Origin of the sequence: Janthinobacterium sp. 64 (assembly GCF_002813325.1) — a bacterium.
Lineage (GTDB): Bacteria > Pseudomonadota > Gammaproteobacteria > Burkholderiales > Burkholderiaceae_D > Janthinobacterium.
This window is the reverse complement of the sequence record NZ_PHUG01000001.1, coordinates 5,978,879-5,996,962: the sequence shown is the minus strand read 5'-3', so window position 1 is coordinate 5,996,962 and position 18,084 is coordinate 5,978,879. Positions and strand designations below refer to the sequence as shown.

Annotated in this window: 15 protein-coding genes; 5 read left to right on the top strand and 10 right to left on the bottom strand. The window is 64.4% G+C overall.

Annotation, left to right across the window (positions count from 1 at the left end; all coding sequences use genetic code 11):
• Positions 1-87 precede the first annotated feature (87 nt).
• From CLU91_RS26475 to CLU91_RS26460, 4 genes are all read left to right on the top strand, one after another.
• Complete coding sequence (locus tag CLU91_RS26475) at positions 88-1,374, top strand: O-acetylhomoserine aminocarboxypropyltransferase/cysteine synthase family protein (protein ID WP_100876492.1); 1,287 nt, start codon at positions 88-90, stop codon at positions 1,372-1,374.
• Between the two features lie 563 nt (positions 1,375-1,937).
• A complete protein-coding gene (gene glpD / locus CLU91_RS26470; protein WP_232730893.1) occupies positions 1,938-3,491 on the top strand; it encodes a glycerol-3-phosphate dehydrogenase in 1,554 nt (517 codons plus the stop codon).
• A gap of 147 nt (positions 3,492-3,638) precedes the next feature.
• Positions 3,639-5,138 (top strand): glycerol kinase GlpK, encoded by a 1,500-nt coding sequence (glpK, locus tag CLU91_RS26465; RefSeq protein ID WP_100876938.1) that lies wholly within the window; start codon positions 3,639-3,641, stop codon positions 5,136-5,138.
• A gap of 42 nt (positions 5,139-5,180) precedes the next feature.
• Complete coding sequence (locus CLU91_RS26460; RefSeq protein WP_100876490.1) at positions 5,181-5,888, top strand: MIP/aquaporin family protein; 708 nt, start codon at positions 5,181-5,183, stop codon at positions 5,886-5,888.
• 291 nt (positions 5,889-6,179) lie between these two features.
• On the opposite strand, the gene CLU91_RS26455 is transcribed toward CLU91_RS26460, so the two are convergent.
• Positions 6,180-6,983, bottom strand: coding sequence for an SDR family NAD(P)-dependent oxidoreductase (locus CLU91_RS26455; protein WP_100876489.1), 804 nt, complete (start codon positions 6,981-6,983; stop codon positions 6,180-6,182).
• 164 nt (positions 6,984-7,147) lie between these two features.
• Here CLU91_RS26455 and CLU91_RS26450 point away from each other — a divergent pair, with 164 nt between their 5' ends.
• Entirely contained in the window at positions 7,148-7,705 is a 558-nt protein-coding gene (locus tag CLU91_RS26450) for a TetR/AcrR family transcriptional regulator (RefSeq protein ID WP_100876488.1), read from the top strand.
• 6 nt (positions 7,706-7,711) lie between these two features.
• Here CLU91_RS26450 and CLU91_RS26445 read toward each other — a convergent pair whose 3' ends face one another.
• The 9 genes from CLU91_RS26445 to CLU91_RS26405 form a co-directional block, all read right to left on the bottom strand.
• Positions 7,712-8,743 (bottom strand): AAA family ATPase, encoded by a 1,032-nt coding sequence (locus CLU91_RS26445; RefSeq protein WP_100876487.1) that lies wholly within the window; start codon positions 8,741-8,743, stop codon positions 7,712-7,714.
• Entirely contained in the window at positions 8,740-10,119 is a 1,380-nt protein-coding gene (locus CLU91_RS26440; protein WP_100876486.1) for an AMP-binding protein, read from the bottom strand. Before CLU91_RS26440 ends, CLU91_RS26445 begins: the two co-directional genes overlap by 4 nt.
• Entirely contained in the window at positions 10,116-10,709 is a 594-nt protein-coding gene (locus CLU91_RS26435; protein WP_232730892.1) for a hypothetical protein, read from the bottom strand. The genes CLU91_RS26440 and CLU91_RS26435 overlap by 4 nt, the downstream gene beginning before the upstream one ends.
• A gap of 87 nt (positions 10,710-10,796) precedes the next feature.
• Positions 10,797-12,560, bottom strand: a complete 1,764-nt coding sequence (locus CLU91_RS26430) for a hypothetical protein (RefSeq protein WP_100876484.1) — start codon at positions 12,558-12,560, stop codon at positions 10,797-10,799.
• The gene (locus tag CLU91_RS26425) at positions 12,557-13,528 is read right to left on the bottom strand and encodes a hypothetical protein (protein ID WP_100876483.1); all 972 of its coding nucleotides are present in this window, start codon (positions 13,526-13,528) and stop codon (positions 12,557-12,559) included. Before CLU91_RS26425 ends, CLU91_RS26430 begins: the two co-directional genes overlap by 4 nt.
• Before the next feature lie 9 nt (positions 13,529-13,537).
• Positions 13,538-14,005, bottom strand: coding sequence for a hypothetical protein (locus tag CLU91_RS26420; RefSeq protein WP_100876482.1), 468 nt, complete (start codon positions 14,003-14,005; stop codon positions 13,538-13,540).
• A complete protein-coding gene (locus tag CLU91_RS26415) occupies positions 14,002-15,582 on the bottom strand; it encodes an AAA family ATPase (protein WP_100876481.1) in 1,581 nt (526 codons plus the stop codon). Before CLU91_RS26415 ends, CLU91_RS26420 begins: the two co-directional genes overlap by 4 nt.
• 169 nt (positions 15,583-15,751) lie before the next feature.
• Positions 15,752-16,903, bottom strand: coding sequence for an ABC transporter permease (locus tag CLU91_RS26410; protein ID WP_100876480.1), 1,152 nt, complete (start codon positions 16,901-16,903; stop codon positions 15,752-15,754).
• On the bottom strand, positions 16,900-18,081 hold the full coding sequence (locus CLU91_RS26405; RefSeq protein ID WP_100876479.1) for an ABC transporter permease: 1,182 nt from the start codon (positions 18,079-18,081) through the stop codon (positions 16,900-16,902). The genes CLU91_RS26410 and CLU91_RS26405 overlap by 4 nt, the downstream gene beginning before the upstream one ends.
• Between the last annotated feature and the right edge of the window lie 3 nt (positions 18,082-18,084).

The following is an 18,084-nucleotide window of genomic DNA, read 5'->3' as shown; positions in this document are numbered from 1 at the left end:
TTCTATCAAGCGTAGCAACGGGCTAACGGACGCATGGCACAATGGCTGCGGATTTCACCACCGCATACCATCGACACCGGAGACCACATGAGAATCGAAACCCTGGCCGTGCACGCCGGCTACACCCCCGACCCGACCACCAAGGCCGCCGCCGTCCCCATTTACCAGACGGTGGCCTACGCCTTCGACAATGCCCAGCATGGCGCCGACCTGTTCGACCTCAAGGTGGCCGGCAATATCTACACGCGCATCATGAACCCCACGCAGGACGTGCTGGAAAAGCGCGTCGCGGCGCTCGAAGGCGGCGTGGCCGCACTGGCCGTCGCCTCGGGCATGGCGGCCATTACCTACGCGATCCAGACGATTGCCGAAGCGGGCGACAATTTCATCTCCGCCAGCCAGCTGTATGGCGGCACCTACAACCTGTTTGCCCACACCCTGCCGCAGATCGGCATCGAAGTGCGCTTCGCCGACGCGCGCCAGCCCGAGACCTTCGCCGCGTTGATCGACGCGCGCACCAAGGCCATCTTCTGCGAATCGATCGGCAACCCGCTGGGCAATGTCACCGATGTAGCGAAACTGGCCGAAATCGCGCACGCGCACGGCATCCCGCTGATCGTCGATAACACGGTGCCCAGCCCCTATCTGTTCCGCCCCATCGAGCATGGCGCCGACATCGTCGTGCACTCGCTGACCAAATACCTGGGCGGCCACGGCACCACCGTGGGCGGCGCCATCGTCGACAGCGGCAAGTTCCCCTGGGCCGAGCACAAGGAACGCTTCAAGCGCCTGAACGAGCCGGACGTGTCGTATCACGGCGTCGTCTACACGGAAGCGTTCGGCCCCGCTGCCTTCATCGGCCGCGCGCGCGTCGTCCCGCTGCGCAACATGGGCGCGGCCATCTCGCCACTCTCCGCCTTCCAGCTGATCCAGGGCATCGAGACACTGGCCTTGCGCATGGACCGCATCTGCGACAACACGCTGGCCCTGGCCAAGCACCTGAAACAGCATCCGAAAGTCGCGTGGGTCAATTACGCGGGCCTGGAAGACCACCCGGACCACGCGCTGGTGAAAAAATACATGAACGGCCGCGCCTCGGGCATTCTGTCCTTCGGCCTGAAGCTGGCCGACGCAGAAGATCCGCGCGCTGCCGGCGCCCGCGTGCTCGACGCCCTGCAGCTGTTTACGCGCCTGGTCAACATCGGTGACGCCAAGTCGCTGGCCACGCACCCGGCGTCCACCACGCACCGCCAGCTCAATCCCGAGGAACTGGCCAAGGCCGGCGTGTCCGAAGACATGCTGCGCCTGTCCGTCGGCATCGAGCATATCGATGACTTGCGCGAAGACCTGGAACAGGCCTTGAACGCCGCCTGAATCAGGTTAAAATTCGGTTGAAATCAGCTTGAAATCAGGTTGAAATCAGGTTGAAAGCTCGTCCCGGCATAGGCATGCAGCCCCCGCCGGGATAGGTTCCTGCATGCCGCAAAGCGAAGCCGGCGTTCACGCAGAGCGCCAGCGACGCGTCTGTCATTTCTGTCATCCTCCCCATGCTTGCACTGGATCGCCCCCCGGTCCAACCCGGAACCTCCTTCCCCCCTTCCCGCATCCCCTTATATCACGCCTATGCCATGGCAAGTGGCGGGCAGCTGACGTATGCGCCGCCGCTCATGGTCGGTATGGGCATGTTGTGAAAACGAATCTAAACGAACAAAAAAGAAGAATTAAATGTTGTTAAATTTTCGAACGTGCGTAAAATAAACAAAAAAAGCGCGCCATTCTTCACTTCAGCGCAGTTCTCTTCCTGTTCGCATGAACGCCCGGATGCGCCCATGGCAGTGGCAGGCAGGCGCATGGCAGCGACTGCGCGGCGGGATGAGAAACACCTGAAACCATGCACTTTTTATAGCCCATAGCGGCCTATCACCACCTCCAGGATCATGATGCAATCGACAATCAAGCAGCTAGCGCAACAGGACTGTGATCTTTTAATCGTCGGCGGCGGCATCAACGGCGTCGGTATCGCGCGCGATGCGGCCGGCCGCGGTTTGCGCGTCATCCTGTGCGAGCAGCACGATCTGGCCCAGCACACGTCCTCGGCCAGCACCAAACTGATACACGGCGGCCTGCGTTACCTTGAGTATTACGAATTCAAGCTGGTGCGCAAGGCCTTGCAGGAACGCGAATTGCTGCTGCGCACGGCACCGCACATCATGTGGCCGCTGCGCTTCGTCATGCCGCACGATGCCGGACAACGGCCGGCCTGGATGATCCGTGCCGGACTGTTCCTGTATGACCATCTGGCGCGACGCGCTTTCCTGCCGGCCTCGCAAGGCGTGTCGCTGCGCCAGCACGTGGCGGGCGGCCCGCTGAAAGGCGATTTCCGCAAGGGCTTCGTCTACTCCGACGGCTGGGTGGACGATGCGCGCCTGGTGGTGCTCAATGCGCTCGACGCCAGCGAACGCGGCGCCAACATCCTGACGCGCACCCGCTGCGCGGCGGTACGCCAGGAAGGCCAGGGCTGGCACGCCACGCTGGAGAGCGAGCAGCATGGCCGCATCGAGGTGACGGCGCGCGCCATCGTCAACGCCGCCGGCCCCTGGACCGCGCAATTCGCCAACGCCGCCTCGGGCGTGAGCAATACGCACGGCCTGCGGCTGGTCAAGGGCAGCCACATCATCGTGCCGCGCCTGTTCGATCATCCCTACGCCTATATTTTCCAGAACCAGGACAAACGCATCATCTTCGCCATTCCCTACCAGGACGAGTTCACCCTGATCGGCACCACCGACCTGGAATACACCGGCGCGCCCGGCAAGGTGACGATCAGCGACGGCGAAGTGAGCTACCTGTGCGAGGTGGCCAACCGTTATTTCACCAAACAGATTGCACCAAGCGACGTGGTCTGGACCTATTCCGGGGTACGGCCGCTGCTCGACGACAGCGCGCAAAACGCCTCGGCGGTGACGCGCGACTACCTGCTCGAATGCGACCCGAACACCGCCCCCTTCCTCAATATCTGGGGCGGCAAGATCACCACTTACCGGAAACTGTCGGAAGAAGCACTGGCCATGCTGCAGCCGCGCCTGGGCGGCAATGCGCCGGACTGGACCGCTTCGGCACCCTTGCCGGGCGGCGACCTGCAGCAGGCGGGCGCGCTGGTTGAGGACATCGACTTCGAGCGCTTTGCACAACAACTGCATGCACAGTACCCATGGCTGCCGGGCAAGCTGGCGCAGCGTTATGCGCGCTGTTATGGCACCCGCGCCAGGCGCATGCTCGGCACGGCAAAGAAGATGACGGATCTGGGCGAAGAACTGACGCCCGGCGTGTACGAACAGGAAGCGCGCTATCTGTTCGAGGTGGAATGGGCGCGCAGCGCCGAAGACATCCTTTGGCGCAGAACCAAATGCGGCTTGTACTGCCAGCCGCGGCATGTGGCGCGTCTGGAGGAGTGGATCAGACAGATGTCGGTGCCTGAGATGAGCACTTGAAAAAACAAGCCTGAGAGCCAGGCGGCTTTGCCTTGCCCGGGCCATCTCCCTGGACACGGGATACCAGTTTTACCGAATGACCGGCGCGGCAAAGACCGGCAAAAAAAATCAACTATAGACGGAGAAGAAGACATGCAGAAAATGGCGATGCAGGACCAATACATTCTTGCGCTCGATCAGGGAACGACAAGCTCACGCGCAGTGTTGTTTGATCGGGCCGGCAACATCGTCTCGGTGGCACAAAAGGAATTCCCGCAAATCTATCCGCAGCCCGGTTGGGTCGAACATGACCCGCAGGATATCTGGTCGACGCAGGCCGGCGTCGCCGCCGAAGCCGTCACGCACGCGGGACTGAACGGCGCATCGATCGCCGCCATCGGCATCACCAACCAGCGCGAAACGACCATCGTCTGGGACCGCGAGACGGGCCGCCCCGTGTACAACGCCATCGTCTGGCAAGACCGCCGCACGGCCGATTTCTGCGATGAATTGAAAGGCCGCGGCCTCGAAGCCATCGTGCGCGAAAAAACCGGCTTGCCGATCGATTCGTATTTCTCCGCAACCAAGATCCGCTGGATACTCGACAATGTTCCAGGGGCGCGCGAACGCGCCAACCAGGGCAAGCTCGCCTTCGGCACTGTCGACAGCTGGCTGGTCTGGAATCTCTCGCAGCAGGGATTGCACGTCACCGATGTCACCAACGCCTCGCGCACCATGCTGTTCAACATCCACACGCTGAAATGGGACGACGAGTTGCTGGCCATGATGGATATCCCGCGCAGCATGCTGCCGGAAGTGCATCCTTCTTCCGCCGTCTACGGCGCCACCAAAACCACCTTGTTCGCCACCGCCGTGCCGCTGGCCGGCATCGCCGGCGACCAGCACGCGGCGCTGTTCGGCCAGATGTGCACCAAGCCAGGCATGGTCAAGAATACCTACGGCACAGGTTGCTTCCTGGTGATGAACACGGGAGACAAACCGATTGAATCGAAGAACAATCTCGTCACCACGATCGCGTGGCAGATCGGCGAGCAAGTCAGCTACGCGCTCGAAGGCAGCATTTTCATCGGCGGCGCGGTGGTGCAATGGCTGCGCGACGGGCTGGGCATCATCAAGAGCGCCGCTGAAATCGAGGCGCTGGCGCGCTCGGTGCCGCATGGCGACGGCGTCTATCTGGTGCCGGCCTTCGCCGGACTCGGCGCACCGCATTGGAATCCGCGTGCCCGCGGCACGCTGTTCGGCGTGACGCGCGGCACCACCTCGGCCCACATCGCGCGCGCCGCGCTCGACAGCATCGCCTACCAGTCGCTGGACGTCTTGAAGGCCATGGAAGCCGACTTGGGCAGCAAGATCACCGAATTGCGGGTCGACGGCGGCGCGGTGGCCAACGATTTGTTGATGCAATTCCAGTCGGACCTGCTCGGCGTGGACGTGGTGCGCCCGCAAATCACCGAAACGACGGCCCTGGGCGCGGCGTATCTGGCCGGCCTGGCGGTCGGCTACTGGAAGGATGTCGGCGACATACAGGACCAATGGAAACTGGACCGCCGTTTCACGCCGGAGCTCGACGCGAACACAGTCAAAACCCACATACAGGGATGGCAGCGTGCGGTCAACGCCAGCAAAGCCTGGGCCGATGCGGTCTGATCGACCACACGCCCATCCCCCACACCTCACCGGAAGTTTCACATGCATCCTTTATTCGCCGAATTCATCGGCACCACCTTGCTCGTCCTGCTCGGTAATGGCGTGGTCGCCAACGTCATCTTGCAAAAAACCAAGGGCCACAACAGCGGCCTGGTCGTGATCGCCATCGGCTGGGCGATGGCGGTCTTTGTCGCCGTGCTGTGCACCGCCACCGCCAGCGGCGGCCACCTCAATCCGGTGGTCACCGTGGCGCTGGCGGTGGTTGGAAAATTTCCCTGGGCAAATGTCCCCGCCTATGTCGCCATGCAGATGCTCGGCGGCATGATGGGAGCGTTTCTGGTATGGGTCATGTATTACAAACACTTCGAGGCCACCTCCGATGGCGACACCAAGCTGGCGGTCTTTTGCACCGGCCCGGCGATCCGTGGCACCTTCGGCAGCCTGGCTTCCGAAATGATCGCCACCTTCGTTCTCGTGTTTGCCGTGCTGAACATGGCGGCGCCGAGCTTCGGACTGGGGGCCATGAGCGCCTTGCCGGTCGCCCTGCTGGTGCTGGGCATCGGCGTGTCGCTCGGCGGCACCACCGGTTACGCGATGAGCCCGGCGCGCGACTTCGGTCCGCGCATCATGCACGCGATCCTGCCCATCCCGGGCAAGCGCGACAGCGATTGGCGCTATGCCTGGGTGCCGGTCGTCGGCCCGCTGCTGGGCGCCGTCCTGGCGGCACTGCTGTACAACTATAAATTCTAAGTAATCCGCAGGAAATCTCAGCCTGCTCAAACAGGCTGGCCCGATTGCCTTGCATACCAACTGAAGCCGACATTTCAAACCCAAACCGCACGGAGGGGACTTCATGCCATAACCGGCGGCATGAAGTCCCCTCCTGCTTCCCCTGAACAGCCGGTATCCTGCCAGTTCCGTGGCCAGTTCCGCGCCGAATATGCGCGCGCCTTCAAACTGAAATTCGGTTGTACGCCGACGGCCTGGCGCGCCGGCGTTGCCGCGAAAAACGCGTCCATGCCGGTGCTGTCAGCCCGCCGGTCAGCCAGTGAGGCCGTAGCGCGATGCCGGCTTGCCGTGCATCGCACCCGCGAACAGGGCAAGGCGGGCCGCGTCGAAGCGCTCCCACAGTTCCTGGTTTTCGACGGAAGGCAAGGTCACCAGCTCGCCCTGGTCCAGGCCTGCCAGCGCCGCATCGACGCAGTCTTCCGCGCGCATGATGGTGGCCTGGTCCAGCTGCGCCAGCGGCACGCCGCTCAATTCCCAGATTTCCGTCGCCGTCGATGCGGGCAGCACCAGCTGCACCGTGATGCCCGTGCCGGCCAGTTCCTGCTGCAAGCCCCGCGTGAAATTCATCACATAGCCCTTGGTGGCGCTGTAGATCGTGCTGACCGGCAGGATGTGGAAGGACAGCACGGAACCGATGTTGATGATGGTGCCGCTGTTGCGCAGCTTGAATTGAGGCAGCACGGCGTAGGTCAGCTGGGCCAGCGCCGCCACGTTGACCCGGTCCATCGCGGCGATGCCCTCGCGCGGCGAGTCCACCACGGCACCCAGGGTCGAGACACCCGCGTTATTGACCAGCATGGTGATGGCCGGGTTGCCTGCCAGTTCATCGGCCACACGCTGCAGGTCGGCCGGTGCGGCCAGGTCGGCCGCCATGGCGCGCACGGCCACGCCATACTTTTCCGCCAGCGACTTGGCCAGCACGCCCAGGCGCTCGACCCGGCGCGCCACCAGGATCAGATCGAAGCCGCGCGCGGCCAGGCGGTCCGCGTACACGGCGCCCAGGCCAGACGATGCGCCAGTGACGAGGGCCGTGCCTTGGGTAGTAACTGCATTCATGATCATTCCTTCTTGAGTATGGGGTAGGTTGAGGCCATCAAACATGACAGCCATCATGCTTCAACACATTAAATATGACGGTCATCATGTTTAATGTGTTGAAGCATGACGAACATCATGTATGATGTCAACCATTATTTTTACACCGCGATCAGGAGCCTGCCATGCGTTATCCCGCCGAAGAAACCGCCGAAAAGCACCAGCGCATCCTGACGCAGGCGGCGCGGCTGTTCCGTGAAAAAGGTTACGACGGCGTCAGCGTGGGGCAGATCATGCAGGCGACGGGACTCACGCATGGCCCCTTCTACAACCACTTCGCCTCGAAGGAAGCGCTGATGGCGGAAAGCACCCTGCACGGCTCGGAACACTCGCGCGCGGCGCTCGATGCGGCAACCCTCAGCCCGGAAGCGATGCGCCAGTATGTGCGCGATTACGTGAGCGCGGCCCACCGCGATGCACCAGGCGATGGCTGCCTGCTGGCGGCCCTGGCCGGCGACGCGCGCAAGCAGCCGGCCGTGCGCCCCGCCTTTACCTTCCACCTGAAATCCATCATCGGCAAGCTGACGACGCATTTTCCGTGGCAAAAAAAGCGCAACCCACGGCAGGACGCCATCGTCATGCTGTCGGCCATGGTGGGCGCCGTGGCGCTGGCGCGCGCCGTCGATGATGACGCGTTTTCGGATGAGATCCTGAAAGCCGTAAACACGGCTTTTACGACGTAGGTCGGATTAGCGCGCGAGCAACTGGGCGACTTGCCCGACCCTGTCTGCGACCGTGCCCGACACATTGACAAAGGCGATCCCCCGCCGCGCCAGCTCGGCCTGGTACCACGCATGCTGGCGCGCGCGGAAATCGCCGTCGCGGCGCGTGCCATCCTGGATGAAGGGAAAGTCGGGCGCGCACAGCAGCACCAGGTCGTAACGATATCCGGCCAGCTGCGCCAGTTCCTGCTCGGCCCTGCCGAACATCTCGACGCAGTAAAAATACGTGGTCAGGGGCGAGGTGTCGCAAAACAGCCAGCGCCGCGCAGCCAACAGCGCTTGCGCTTCGCGGCGCAGCTGTTCCCGGCCGATCTTCAGCAAATCGTCATACACCAAAATGCCATCCTGGCTTTCCCACAGCTCGCGGCCATACTCGGCTACCCAGCCGGTATCGAAATGCGCTGCCAGCGCGGCGGCCAGGGTGGTCTTGCCGCTCGATTCGCCCCCCAGCACGCACACGCGCGTAACAAGATCGGCGCGCACGACGGGCGACAGGAAGGCGCTGTGCGCCTGCGGGTCTTGCCGCACGAGCGTGCCGGATATGGGCACCAGCGTTCTCGCCTGGTCCACGCTGACGTGCGCCACCGCGCCCAGCGCGTAATGCCTTTCCAGCACCTGCGCAAAGCCGGGACCGTAATCCTCGCTGGTAAACACCGCATCGACGGGCAGCGCCAGCACCGTCCAGCACAGCCAGCCCATGAAGTGGCGATGCGCGTCGCCCTCGTCGTCGTTGTGCGGCAGCGAACGCGCAGGCACGCCGCGCGCCGCGCACAGGGCGGCCAGGCGCGCATCGTCGAGCACCACGATGTGCGCCTGCGGGAACTGCGCGCACAGCCAGGTTTCCCGGCGCGCCGGTTCCAGGCCGGGAAACTCAGGCCTGGTGTAGCTGACCACCAGCAGTTCTTCGCACCCGTCCGTGGCGCGCTGTATCAATAACTCATGGCCCAGGTGCAGCGGACAGAATTTGCCCACGACCAGACCCCGTTTGTATCTGTTCATACTGCTGCTTCCTGCAAATCCGAGGTGTATTGAATGATCTTGTCTTCCGCCAGCAAAGTCTCGACCGCGATGGCGCCGAAAAAAGGCGCGAGCAAGGCGCGCGCCCGATCCGCCTGCGGCATGGCGCCCGGCGCCAGGCGCAGCGCGACGCTGCCGTCGCCATGCTGGTGCACGCCGAACAGGGCGATGGCCAGCGGTTTCAAGGCGTGCGTGATGTCGATATTGTTGATCCACTCGCCGTTGACCGTGCGATAGCGCAAAGGGCTGCGGCCCGCCAGGCCCACCAGCACGGGACCGTGCGGGCCATGCGCCAGCGAAGCGTAGTCGCCCGTGCGGTAGCGCACCAGCGGCAGGCAAAAGTTAAAACCGCCCGTCACCGTGATTTCGCCGCGCGCGCCATCCGGCACGGGCTGGCCCGCGCTATCGAGGATTTCCACGTACAGCCGGTGCTGCAGCAGCACGTGGCCGCCCGCCTGCTCGTCGTACACGGCCACGGGTCCCACTTCATTGAGCGAATAGATGTCGAGCACGGGGCAGCCGAAACGCTGTTCCAGGCGCGCGCGCATGCCCGGCAACAGCATCATCGAAACGGACATCAATGCGGCCGGCTTATGCGTCATGGGCAGGGTCAGCAGCTCGGCAAACGAGATGGGGTCGCCCGCGATCAGCTCGGGCGCCATGGCGTCGAGGTAGCGCGCGCGGTCTTCAGCTTGACGCCAGTCGTCCGGGTGCAGGTTGATCTTCGCCAGGCCCGATTCGTCCATCGTGGGCGTGACGGAGACATAGGTGAAGCAGCGGCGCTGGTGCCCCAGCAGCATGACGCCCACCTGGCCCGCGCCATGGCGCAGGGTCACGCCGAAGCGGCGCAGCGCGCGCTTGTGGAAGGCCAGGTAACGGCCCGCCACCAGCGGGTGCGAGGCGATCAGCAGCGGGTGGCCCGTGGTGCCCGTGGTCTGGAAATTGATCATGCGCGCCAGATCCGCATCGTCGGGCACAAAGGCGGCGATATCGTGCGCCAGCTCGGCGCGGCTGATGGGCGCCACGTCCGCCAGGCGCGCCGGGGGCGAACCGCAGGCGCGGTAGTACGGCACCGTGGCATAAGTCACCTTGAGAAAATCGGGCAGCCAGGATGGCGGCGCAGCCGCGCTCCAGGCGACTACCGCGTCCATGACTTCCCGCTCATAGGCGTGCAAGGCCGCCACTTCCGCCGCCTGCAGCTTGTTGCCGCTGCGGTTGCGATAGACGGGGGCGCAAGGATGGCCGCGCAGTTTTTCCAGCATGCGCGCGCCCGCCGGTGTCAGGGTGGGACAGTAGTCGCGGTCCGATTCCCACGCGCCGCCCGGCAGATTGACGTCAGGTTTGCCAGCGAGCGTCATTCGCGCGACCACTTGTCGGCCGATTCCTCGGCCGCCTTTTTCGCCAGCGCCTCGCGGATTTCGCGCGCGCGCTGCTCGGCCAGCCGGCTCGCTTCGAGCAAGCGGCGCCGTTCCGTGCCGCTGATGGCGGACAACCTGTCCGTGGCCTGCGCCACGCTTTCGTCGCGGGGCCGAAAGCCCAGGCGCGCCAGCACGATGCGCGCCAGTTCCTCGCGCCGCTCGGGGTCTTGCGTGAACTGGTGGGCGGGCGTACTGGCGGCCAGTTCGCGCGCCGCCTCGCCCAGCACCTGCAGCAGATCATGCTGCGGCAACTGCTGCCCGGTGAACCAGTCGTCGGCCAGCAGCCAGCACACGATCATGGCCAGCGCCAGCCGGTTGCGGTCCGCCTTCACTTGCGCGCCGATAAAACCCTGCAGGGACGCGGCCGGCGCGCGCGCGCCATGCAGCAGCAAAATGTCGTTGACCAGTGCAGCCACCGCCACCGCCTGCGCATTGGCGACGCCGGCGATACGGGGCTCGGCGAGGAATTCGACGGGCGTGTCGGCCAGGCGGTGGGTCAGGGTTTCGAGGTGGGGACCGATTTGCATCATGATGTCGTTACCTCAACCCAACGGCAAATGCTGGGGTCAGACCCGCCGGGTCTGACCCCGGAATTTTGCTGCGCATATTCATCTTATTTAACTCTTCACATAATGCCTGCGGCTAAACGCCCGCGCAAAGTCCAGCAAGTCCTCGTAGCGCTCGACGGCATGGATATCCCAGCCCTGCTCGCGGCGCGCGCGCTTCAAATCGTCGTAGGTTTTCTGCAGCCACGTGTGGCTGGCCGCGCCCTCCCAGTCGCGCTCCAGGTTCAGGGCCATGGTGCCGCCCGCGCCGCCCTGGGCCAGCGCTTTCGCCGAAATATCCCAGCCGCTGTTGCCCAGCTCATCGTTGTCGAACATGGTGGTGATGCCATCGTCGGAAATCATCAAGATGTGCGCGGGCCGTTCGCGCTTGCCCGCATAGGTCTTGCGCAGGCAGTGGATGGGAAAACAGGTGCCGCCGCCAAAAAATTGCGTCAGCACGCCCAGGATCAGGTCTTCATCGCGCACGAAACCGGGCGTTTGCATCACCTGGTTCTTGCCGCTCCACAGGGTCACTTGCACTTTCGCGCCGGCGCGCAAGGCCGATAGCGCGATGACGGCGCCGGCCAGTGTCAAAAACGAGGTATGCGCCTGCGGGTTCGGCATGGATCCGGAACTGTCCACGTACATGTCCAGGTCGACTGGCACGGCATCGATGGCGCGCGCCGGCTCGCGGCCATATACGCGGCGCACGGTGGTCACGCCCGGCACGGGGCGCGGCGACTGCATCACCGATTGCAGCCAGTCGATGTCTTCCAACGGGTCGCCGATTTCCCACTGCTCCAGCCCTTCCATCTGCGGCTCCTGCGACTCGGGTGCGGGGCGGCTGGGAAACGCCACCAGGTGCGGCAAGGCCCGCTCGCGATAATAGCGGATGGCGATTTCATGGTCGCTCAGGTCGATGCCCGAGGCCTTTAAAATGTCGCCCAGCTCGAACGGTTCGCGCAGTTGCCCGCCGCCTTGCCTGGCCGGCGCCTCGGCTTGCGGTTCTTCGCCATCGAGGCCGGAGATGCGCTTGTCGTGCACGGGATGGATGGCGCCGTCCTCCTCGTCATCCTCGATCTGCTGCGCGCCGTACGTCTGGCAGCCACGGGCCGCGTCGCGCGTGTCGAGCAGATAGCGGCTCGGGCTCAACGCGTCCGTGTCTTCCACCAGATAGGGCAGCAGCAAGGTGGCGAAGCGGCCCGCCGCCAGCATCCAGTCATTCGCGTAGACGCGGATCAGCCGCGCACCGAGCCAGGCATCCGTGTCGAGGCGCTCGTCGGCCTGGCCGCCACCGAGCTCTCCCTTTTCCAGCTGCCACAGGTTTTCATAGATGCGCATGTACAGGGTCCATACGCCGCCGCTGGCCTTGGCCTCCACAGAGCGCCCCTGCTCCAGTTTGCGGTAGATGTCGGCCATGCGCAAATTCGCCTGGCGCTGCAGACGGTCGTTGATGAACAGGTCCGTGTACAGATTGGCCACCATGGGCGCGTGCTGCTCCAGCGTCGGCAAGGCGCGGCGCATGCGCGCCAGCAGGCGGAACTGGTCGCTGGCGCTGCCCGGCGCGAGGATGTGGTGGCCGATTTCATGCGCGAGGATTTCCAGCGCATAGTCGTCCAGCCCCAGTTCCGTCACCAGCGGCAAGTCGACCACCACGCTCTGGTCCAGCAGGCGGATCATGGCGAAGCTGCCGGACAAGCCCTGCTTGCTGGCCTCGACGCGGCTGGCGCACAGATTCGGGTCGCGCAGGCGCGTAAATTTGCTCCACACGGCCAGGGCCTCGCGCCAGGCGGCGCGCCAGGCGTCGATCAGCGCGCTGTCGGCGGTAGTCTTCATGCGAGCGGCAGCAGGCGGATCGCGTGCGTCCATGGCGACGTGATGGCCAGCGTATGCGCATTCGCGGCAAGCGCGATGTCGCCGGCCGGCAGGTCGAGCGCGATGCTGCGCGCGCCGACGTGCACGGTCGCGCCATCGAGGCGCACGGACGGCGGCATGCCGGTATTGGCTTGCTCGTACTCCTGCGCCGTGGCGCTATGCAGCACGGCGCCACAGGCGTCGGCCACCAGCAGGTAGTGACGCTCGGCGCTGCGCACGACAAAACCGTCAGCCGTGGCGCGCACTTGCGGCGGCGTGCCGAAGTCGCCTCCCAGGCCCGTAAAGGAACCGAACTCCCGGCCATCGGCATTGCCGCGCCATGGATTCGCCATGAGCTGCGCATGCACCTGCGGCCACTGCGCACCGGGTTCGCCAAACGCGGCCAGCGCCAAGGCGGGCGGCAAGGTGTCGGCGGCGGCCAGCGCGCCCAGGCGGAAATGCGCGACGCCGGCGCGCCAGGCCAGCACCTGGCCCACGGCGCGCAGCTGCGCGACGCTGCCCACTTGCGGCGCCACGGCAGCCATCCCGGCCTGCCACTGCGCGGGCCGCGCGCCCGCCACGGAGGCTATGTGGATGGCGGCGTTGCTGAGCATGCCCAATACATCCACGGGCGCCGTCGCCAGCAGCGGCGCAAACTGCGGCGCCAGTTCGCGCCACACGGTATTCAAGAACGGGTTTTTCGCGGCCGGACCGGCCAGGCCATGGCCCACCAGTTCCAGGGCCATGTCGTAGGCGGCCAGGGTCGCGCCGCCCACGCGCTCGGGCGCGGCAGCGGCCACGGCCACCACCAGCGGATCGACGCCATCGTGCAAGAAGGCGCCGAAGGCGGCCATGTCGAGCGCGGGAAAGCGCCGGCGCGCTTCCGCCGCGCGCGCATTGAACTGGGCGCGGCCGCTGGCAAGGATCGAGGCAAAGGCAGGAGAAATCATCGCAGCCTTTCAGTCGCTATGCGAAAAGTGCAGCAGATAGCGTTCGCCATCGCGCTCGAACGCGATCTCGTCCCAGTGAATCGCGTACCACATTGGTGGCGTCATCGTCACGGCGTGCAGGGAAAATCCACCAAGCGCGGCGTCGAGCGATTCCAGAAAAGCGGCCACCAGCTGCGCGCGCAAGCGCCCGGCCGGCGCCGCCTGCATGTGCTGCGATGAGAAAAACCAGCGCTGGCATACCTGTTCCAGCTGCGCGCGCCCGCACGGCACCACCTTGATGTGCCACAGGGCCGCCGGCAAGTCGCGCGCGGGTGCGATGACGCGCAAGGCATGATCTTCCACGCGCAAGCCCAGCGCCGTGGCGAGGTCGGGCGCCTCGGGCAGGCGCCGCAACTCATAGCTCGCACACAGATCGCTCGCTTCACTATTGAGTAGCGCCAGCGCTTCGAGGAAGCCTTGACAATGCAGGACGCTCATTGCGAACGCAGCCAGCTGCGGTAGTTGGTATAGCGCTGGTGCAGGTATTTGAGTTTCAACAAATCGTCGTACAGGGGACCGTACAGTTTTCGCCCTTTCGTGCGCTCGCCGATCAGTTTTTCGATGCGGTTCAAACGCGCCAGGGTTTCGCGTTCGCTGACGCCATCGAGGCCCAGGTCGAATTCGGCCGACAGCACGCCGACAGGATCGTCGCGGTCCAGGTCCAGGCGGTTGAATTCATCGTTCGACAGATCGAACAAACGGCGCAGCCAGCCCAGCCTGTCGCTGCGGTAGGCGGCGTTTTCCGGCAGCGCGAAAAATGGCGCGTCCGGATCCGGCTGCAGCTTGTTATGCAACACAAACGGCAGCACCTGGCGCAAGTCTTCCAGCTCCACCTCGCCATTGCCGCGGAAATACGCCATGGCCTTGGCGTAGATCATCAGTGCCATCAAGGTGCGCACGGAGATGCCGTTCAGGGTCTGGCAGCCCAGATCCTTCAGGCGGTCGCGCCCATTGTCGGCCGCCTGCGCCTGCCCCCGGTCGGCGCCGGCCAGGCGGGCAGTGTCCTTGGTCATGTATTCGAACTGGCCGCCGGCCGTCTCGAACAGCTCGAACTGGCTGGCGAAAAATTCCAGGCGCCGGCGCACGGCGTCGGGGATACCCACCTGGCGGATCGCCTCGCCGATCTGATCGACCTCGCTTTCCGTGAAGATGATATCGGGCGGCACCAGCTCTTCGGGGCGCACGTTTTCTTCCACGCGCAGCAGCAACTCGTTCAGGAAGCGCGGGTTGAAGGCCAGCGCCTGCACCGTCACGTCGACCCGGTCGCGCAGCGCTTCGATCACCTGGTAGGTGCCGCCGCCTTGGTCGTCGTTGGCCGTCAGATACCAGGCCGCTTCCGGACACTCGTAAATGTGGTTCAGCACTTCCGCGTAATTGTCGCCCATGACGGTCAGCAGCGCGCTTTGCGTGCGCGTGGGGATGCGGTTGTATTCATCGACGATTTTTACGCGCATGCCCAGCCAGGCGCGCCAGGCGATGCGGATATCGTCCATGCTTTGCGCGTTGACCAGGTCCGCCGGCAGCGGGTTGCCGAGCAAGTCGGCCACCGTCATCTGCGGGTGGCCATGCTGCATGGCGCGTTTGACTTCCTTGACGGTGGAGCCGGCCAGCACGCCCATCAGCAAGGCGCTGGCCGTCTTGCCCCGTCCCGGTCCGCCGACGAACAGGCATTTGCGGCGCGTGGCAAACGTCAGCAGCGGCAGCAAAATGAAACTCGAATAGCTTTGCGCCGACGGCAGATTCAAGGTGCGGCGGCTGTCGCCCACGGAATACGTCTGCGACGGGCCGTCGTTGTACTCGATGTCGTAATGGGGGCTGATGATGGCGTGGTTGACGATCCAAAAATACGCCTGGCGCAGCTTTTCATCGAAAGGCCGCGCCTGCGTCTCGCCTTCCGCTCCCAGCGCGATGGGGCCCTGGTACAGGTCCGCCACGTCGAACTGCCGCGCAACGGGCGCGGACTTGGGTTTGGTGGGGGCCTGGGAGATGCGCTGGAACAGATTGAAGGGGGACATGATTGGCTAACGCTTGTCAAAACCTACTGCGCGTCGGTATTTACGGCCTGCGATGCTCACTGTACATTCGTACAGTTGCGCTTCTCGGCCGCAACTCCCTTCCGCTCGCTACGGTTTTGTCAGGCGTTGTTATTTAATGTGGAAACGAAATTATTACATATCGGCCACATTACGCCTTGTTCAAATCAACAACGGTTTCATCGATCTTGCGCCAGCGCCACCAGCCCAGCGCCACGCAGGCCACGAGCAAGGCCAGCAAGCCCGCCACTTCATGGCGGATTTCATACAGGGACGCGCCCATCTGGTTCAGTGCGACAAAGCCCTGGATGCCGGCCGTCGATGGCAGCAGCCAGCGCAGCCATTGCAGCACGACGGGCATGGACGACACGGGCCAGGTCAGGCCAGCGAGGAACAGCACGGGCATCGAGGTGGCGATCATCAGCTGCGTGCCCCGTTCGCGCGTGCGGAACAGCATGCCCAGCAGCATGCCGAAGGCCGCTTCCGCCAGCGAGAACAGCACCAGCAGCAAGAGCATGCCGCCGAAGTTGCCGCCACGGGGATAATCCTGGAACCAGAAGACGAAGCCGAAGAAATAGCAGCAGTTCAAAAAGGCCACGCAGGCAAACGCCAGCAGCATGCCGATGTAACCATCCGCCGTGCGCTTGCCGGCCACGGGGAAACTCTTGCGCTGGTACCAAGTGCCGAACAGCATGGTCATGCCGATCAGCAAGGTCTGCTGCACGATCAAGGTCGCCACGCCCGGCACGACATAGGCGCCATAGCCTTCCTTGACGTTAAACAGGGGTACGGCGTCAAACACAATGGGCGAGCGCTGCTGGTTGGCCTGCACGGTCGATGGCGTACCCGCGCCCAAACGTTTCAATTCAATACCGGCCGACACGGTGCCCACCACTTCGGCCAGCCCGTTTAAGGCCACCTTGTTGAGCATCAAATACAAGCCGTTGCCCGCCACTTGCGCGTGGGCGGCGCGCCCGGCCAGCACGTCCGTCTGCAAGCCGTCGGGCAGGATCAAGACGCCCATGACCTCGTCGCGCCACAATAAATCTTGCGCGACGGGCAGGTCCGGCGTGACGGCGATCACTCGCAAGGATGGATGGGCCATGGCAAAGCGCGTCAGCTGGCGCGACATGGCGCTGCGGTCCTGGTCGACGACGGCCACGGGCACGCGCTGGACGATTTCCGTCGAGTATGGCAGCGGATAAAAGAAGGAATAAATGATGCCGCCGATGAACAGCAAGGTCAGCGCGCCCTTGTCCGTCAGCATGGCGCGCCAGGTGGCGAGAAAGGCCGGCCACATCATGCGCGCCCCCAGGCGGCAGGCGCATTCGCGCGGCGCGCCAGCAGGAACACGCCCACGGCGCCGCAGCCGATGGCAAAGCCGGCCAAAATCAGCATTTCCTGCACGCCATAACGCCACGGCGCGCCGGCCAGCCAGTATTTCGTTTGCAATTGCAGATAATGCGTGAGCGGCAAGGCTTGCGCCCAGGCGCGCGCTGGCGCCGGCATGGCCATCAAGGGAAAGGCCTGGCCCGCAAACGCGAAGGCCGGTGCGGTAATAAATGCCGCGCCCGACAGGGCCAGACGCAGGGACAAGGTAGCGGCGATCAGCAAGGTGGCCAGGCCGCAATAGGCCAGCACCAGCAACAGCATGCTCAGCAGCAAGGCCGGCAAGCTGCCCGCCACGGCCCAGCCCCGCGCCAGGCTGAAGAACAGCAGGTACAGCAGCGCCAGCGCAACATAAGCAAGCAAGGGAAACAGCAGCTTGGCGCCGACGGCGCGCAGCCAGCTACCGTTGGCCGAGGCCAGCCATTGCGGCACCGTGCCGTCGCGCAACTCGCGCCCGATGGAAGTGACGACGGCGACGACGATGAAAATCTGCAGCATGGCCGGCATCAGGGCCAGAGTCAGGAACGCTTCATAGCTGGTGTTTTCATTGTATAAACTGTTCAAGGTCGTGCGTATCGGTTCGAACTGCGCGGCAGCCTGCACGCCCGACATGCCTTTTTTTGCGCGCGCCGTCATCTCGATGCCGGCCGACAAGGTCGTGCTGACCGTGCGCACGTCGCGCAGCAAAGCGCCCGCGTGCGAAGAAAACTGCGCGTTGTACAGCCATTGCACGGTGGCTTGACGGCCACCCAGCAGTTTCTGCTCGAAATCGTTGGGGATGAGCAGATAGCCAAACGCCGTGCGTTCGCGCAAGCGGTGCAGGGCTGCGTCGCTGGAGGCCACTTTCGCCGCCACTTCGATACCGGGCGAGGCGTCGAGCCAGCGCGTCAGCTGGCGCGACAAAGTGGAATTGTCGTTGTCGATGACGACGATGGGCAAGTCGCGCGCGATGCCGGAGGAAAACACCAGCCACAACATGCCGCACAGCACCACCGGAATCCAGCTGAGCATGCCGAAGTCCCAGAAGTCGCCGCGCAGCCGCGTCCACTCGCGTGCCAGCGCTGAAACCGGCCCTTTATCCGCGTCGTTCATCTC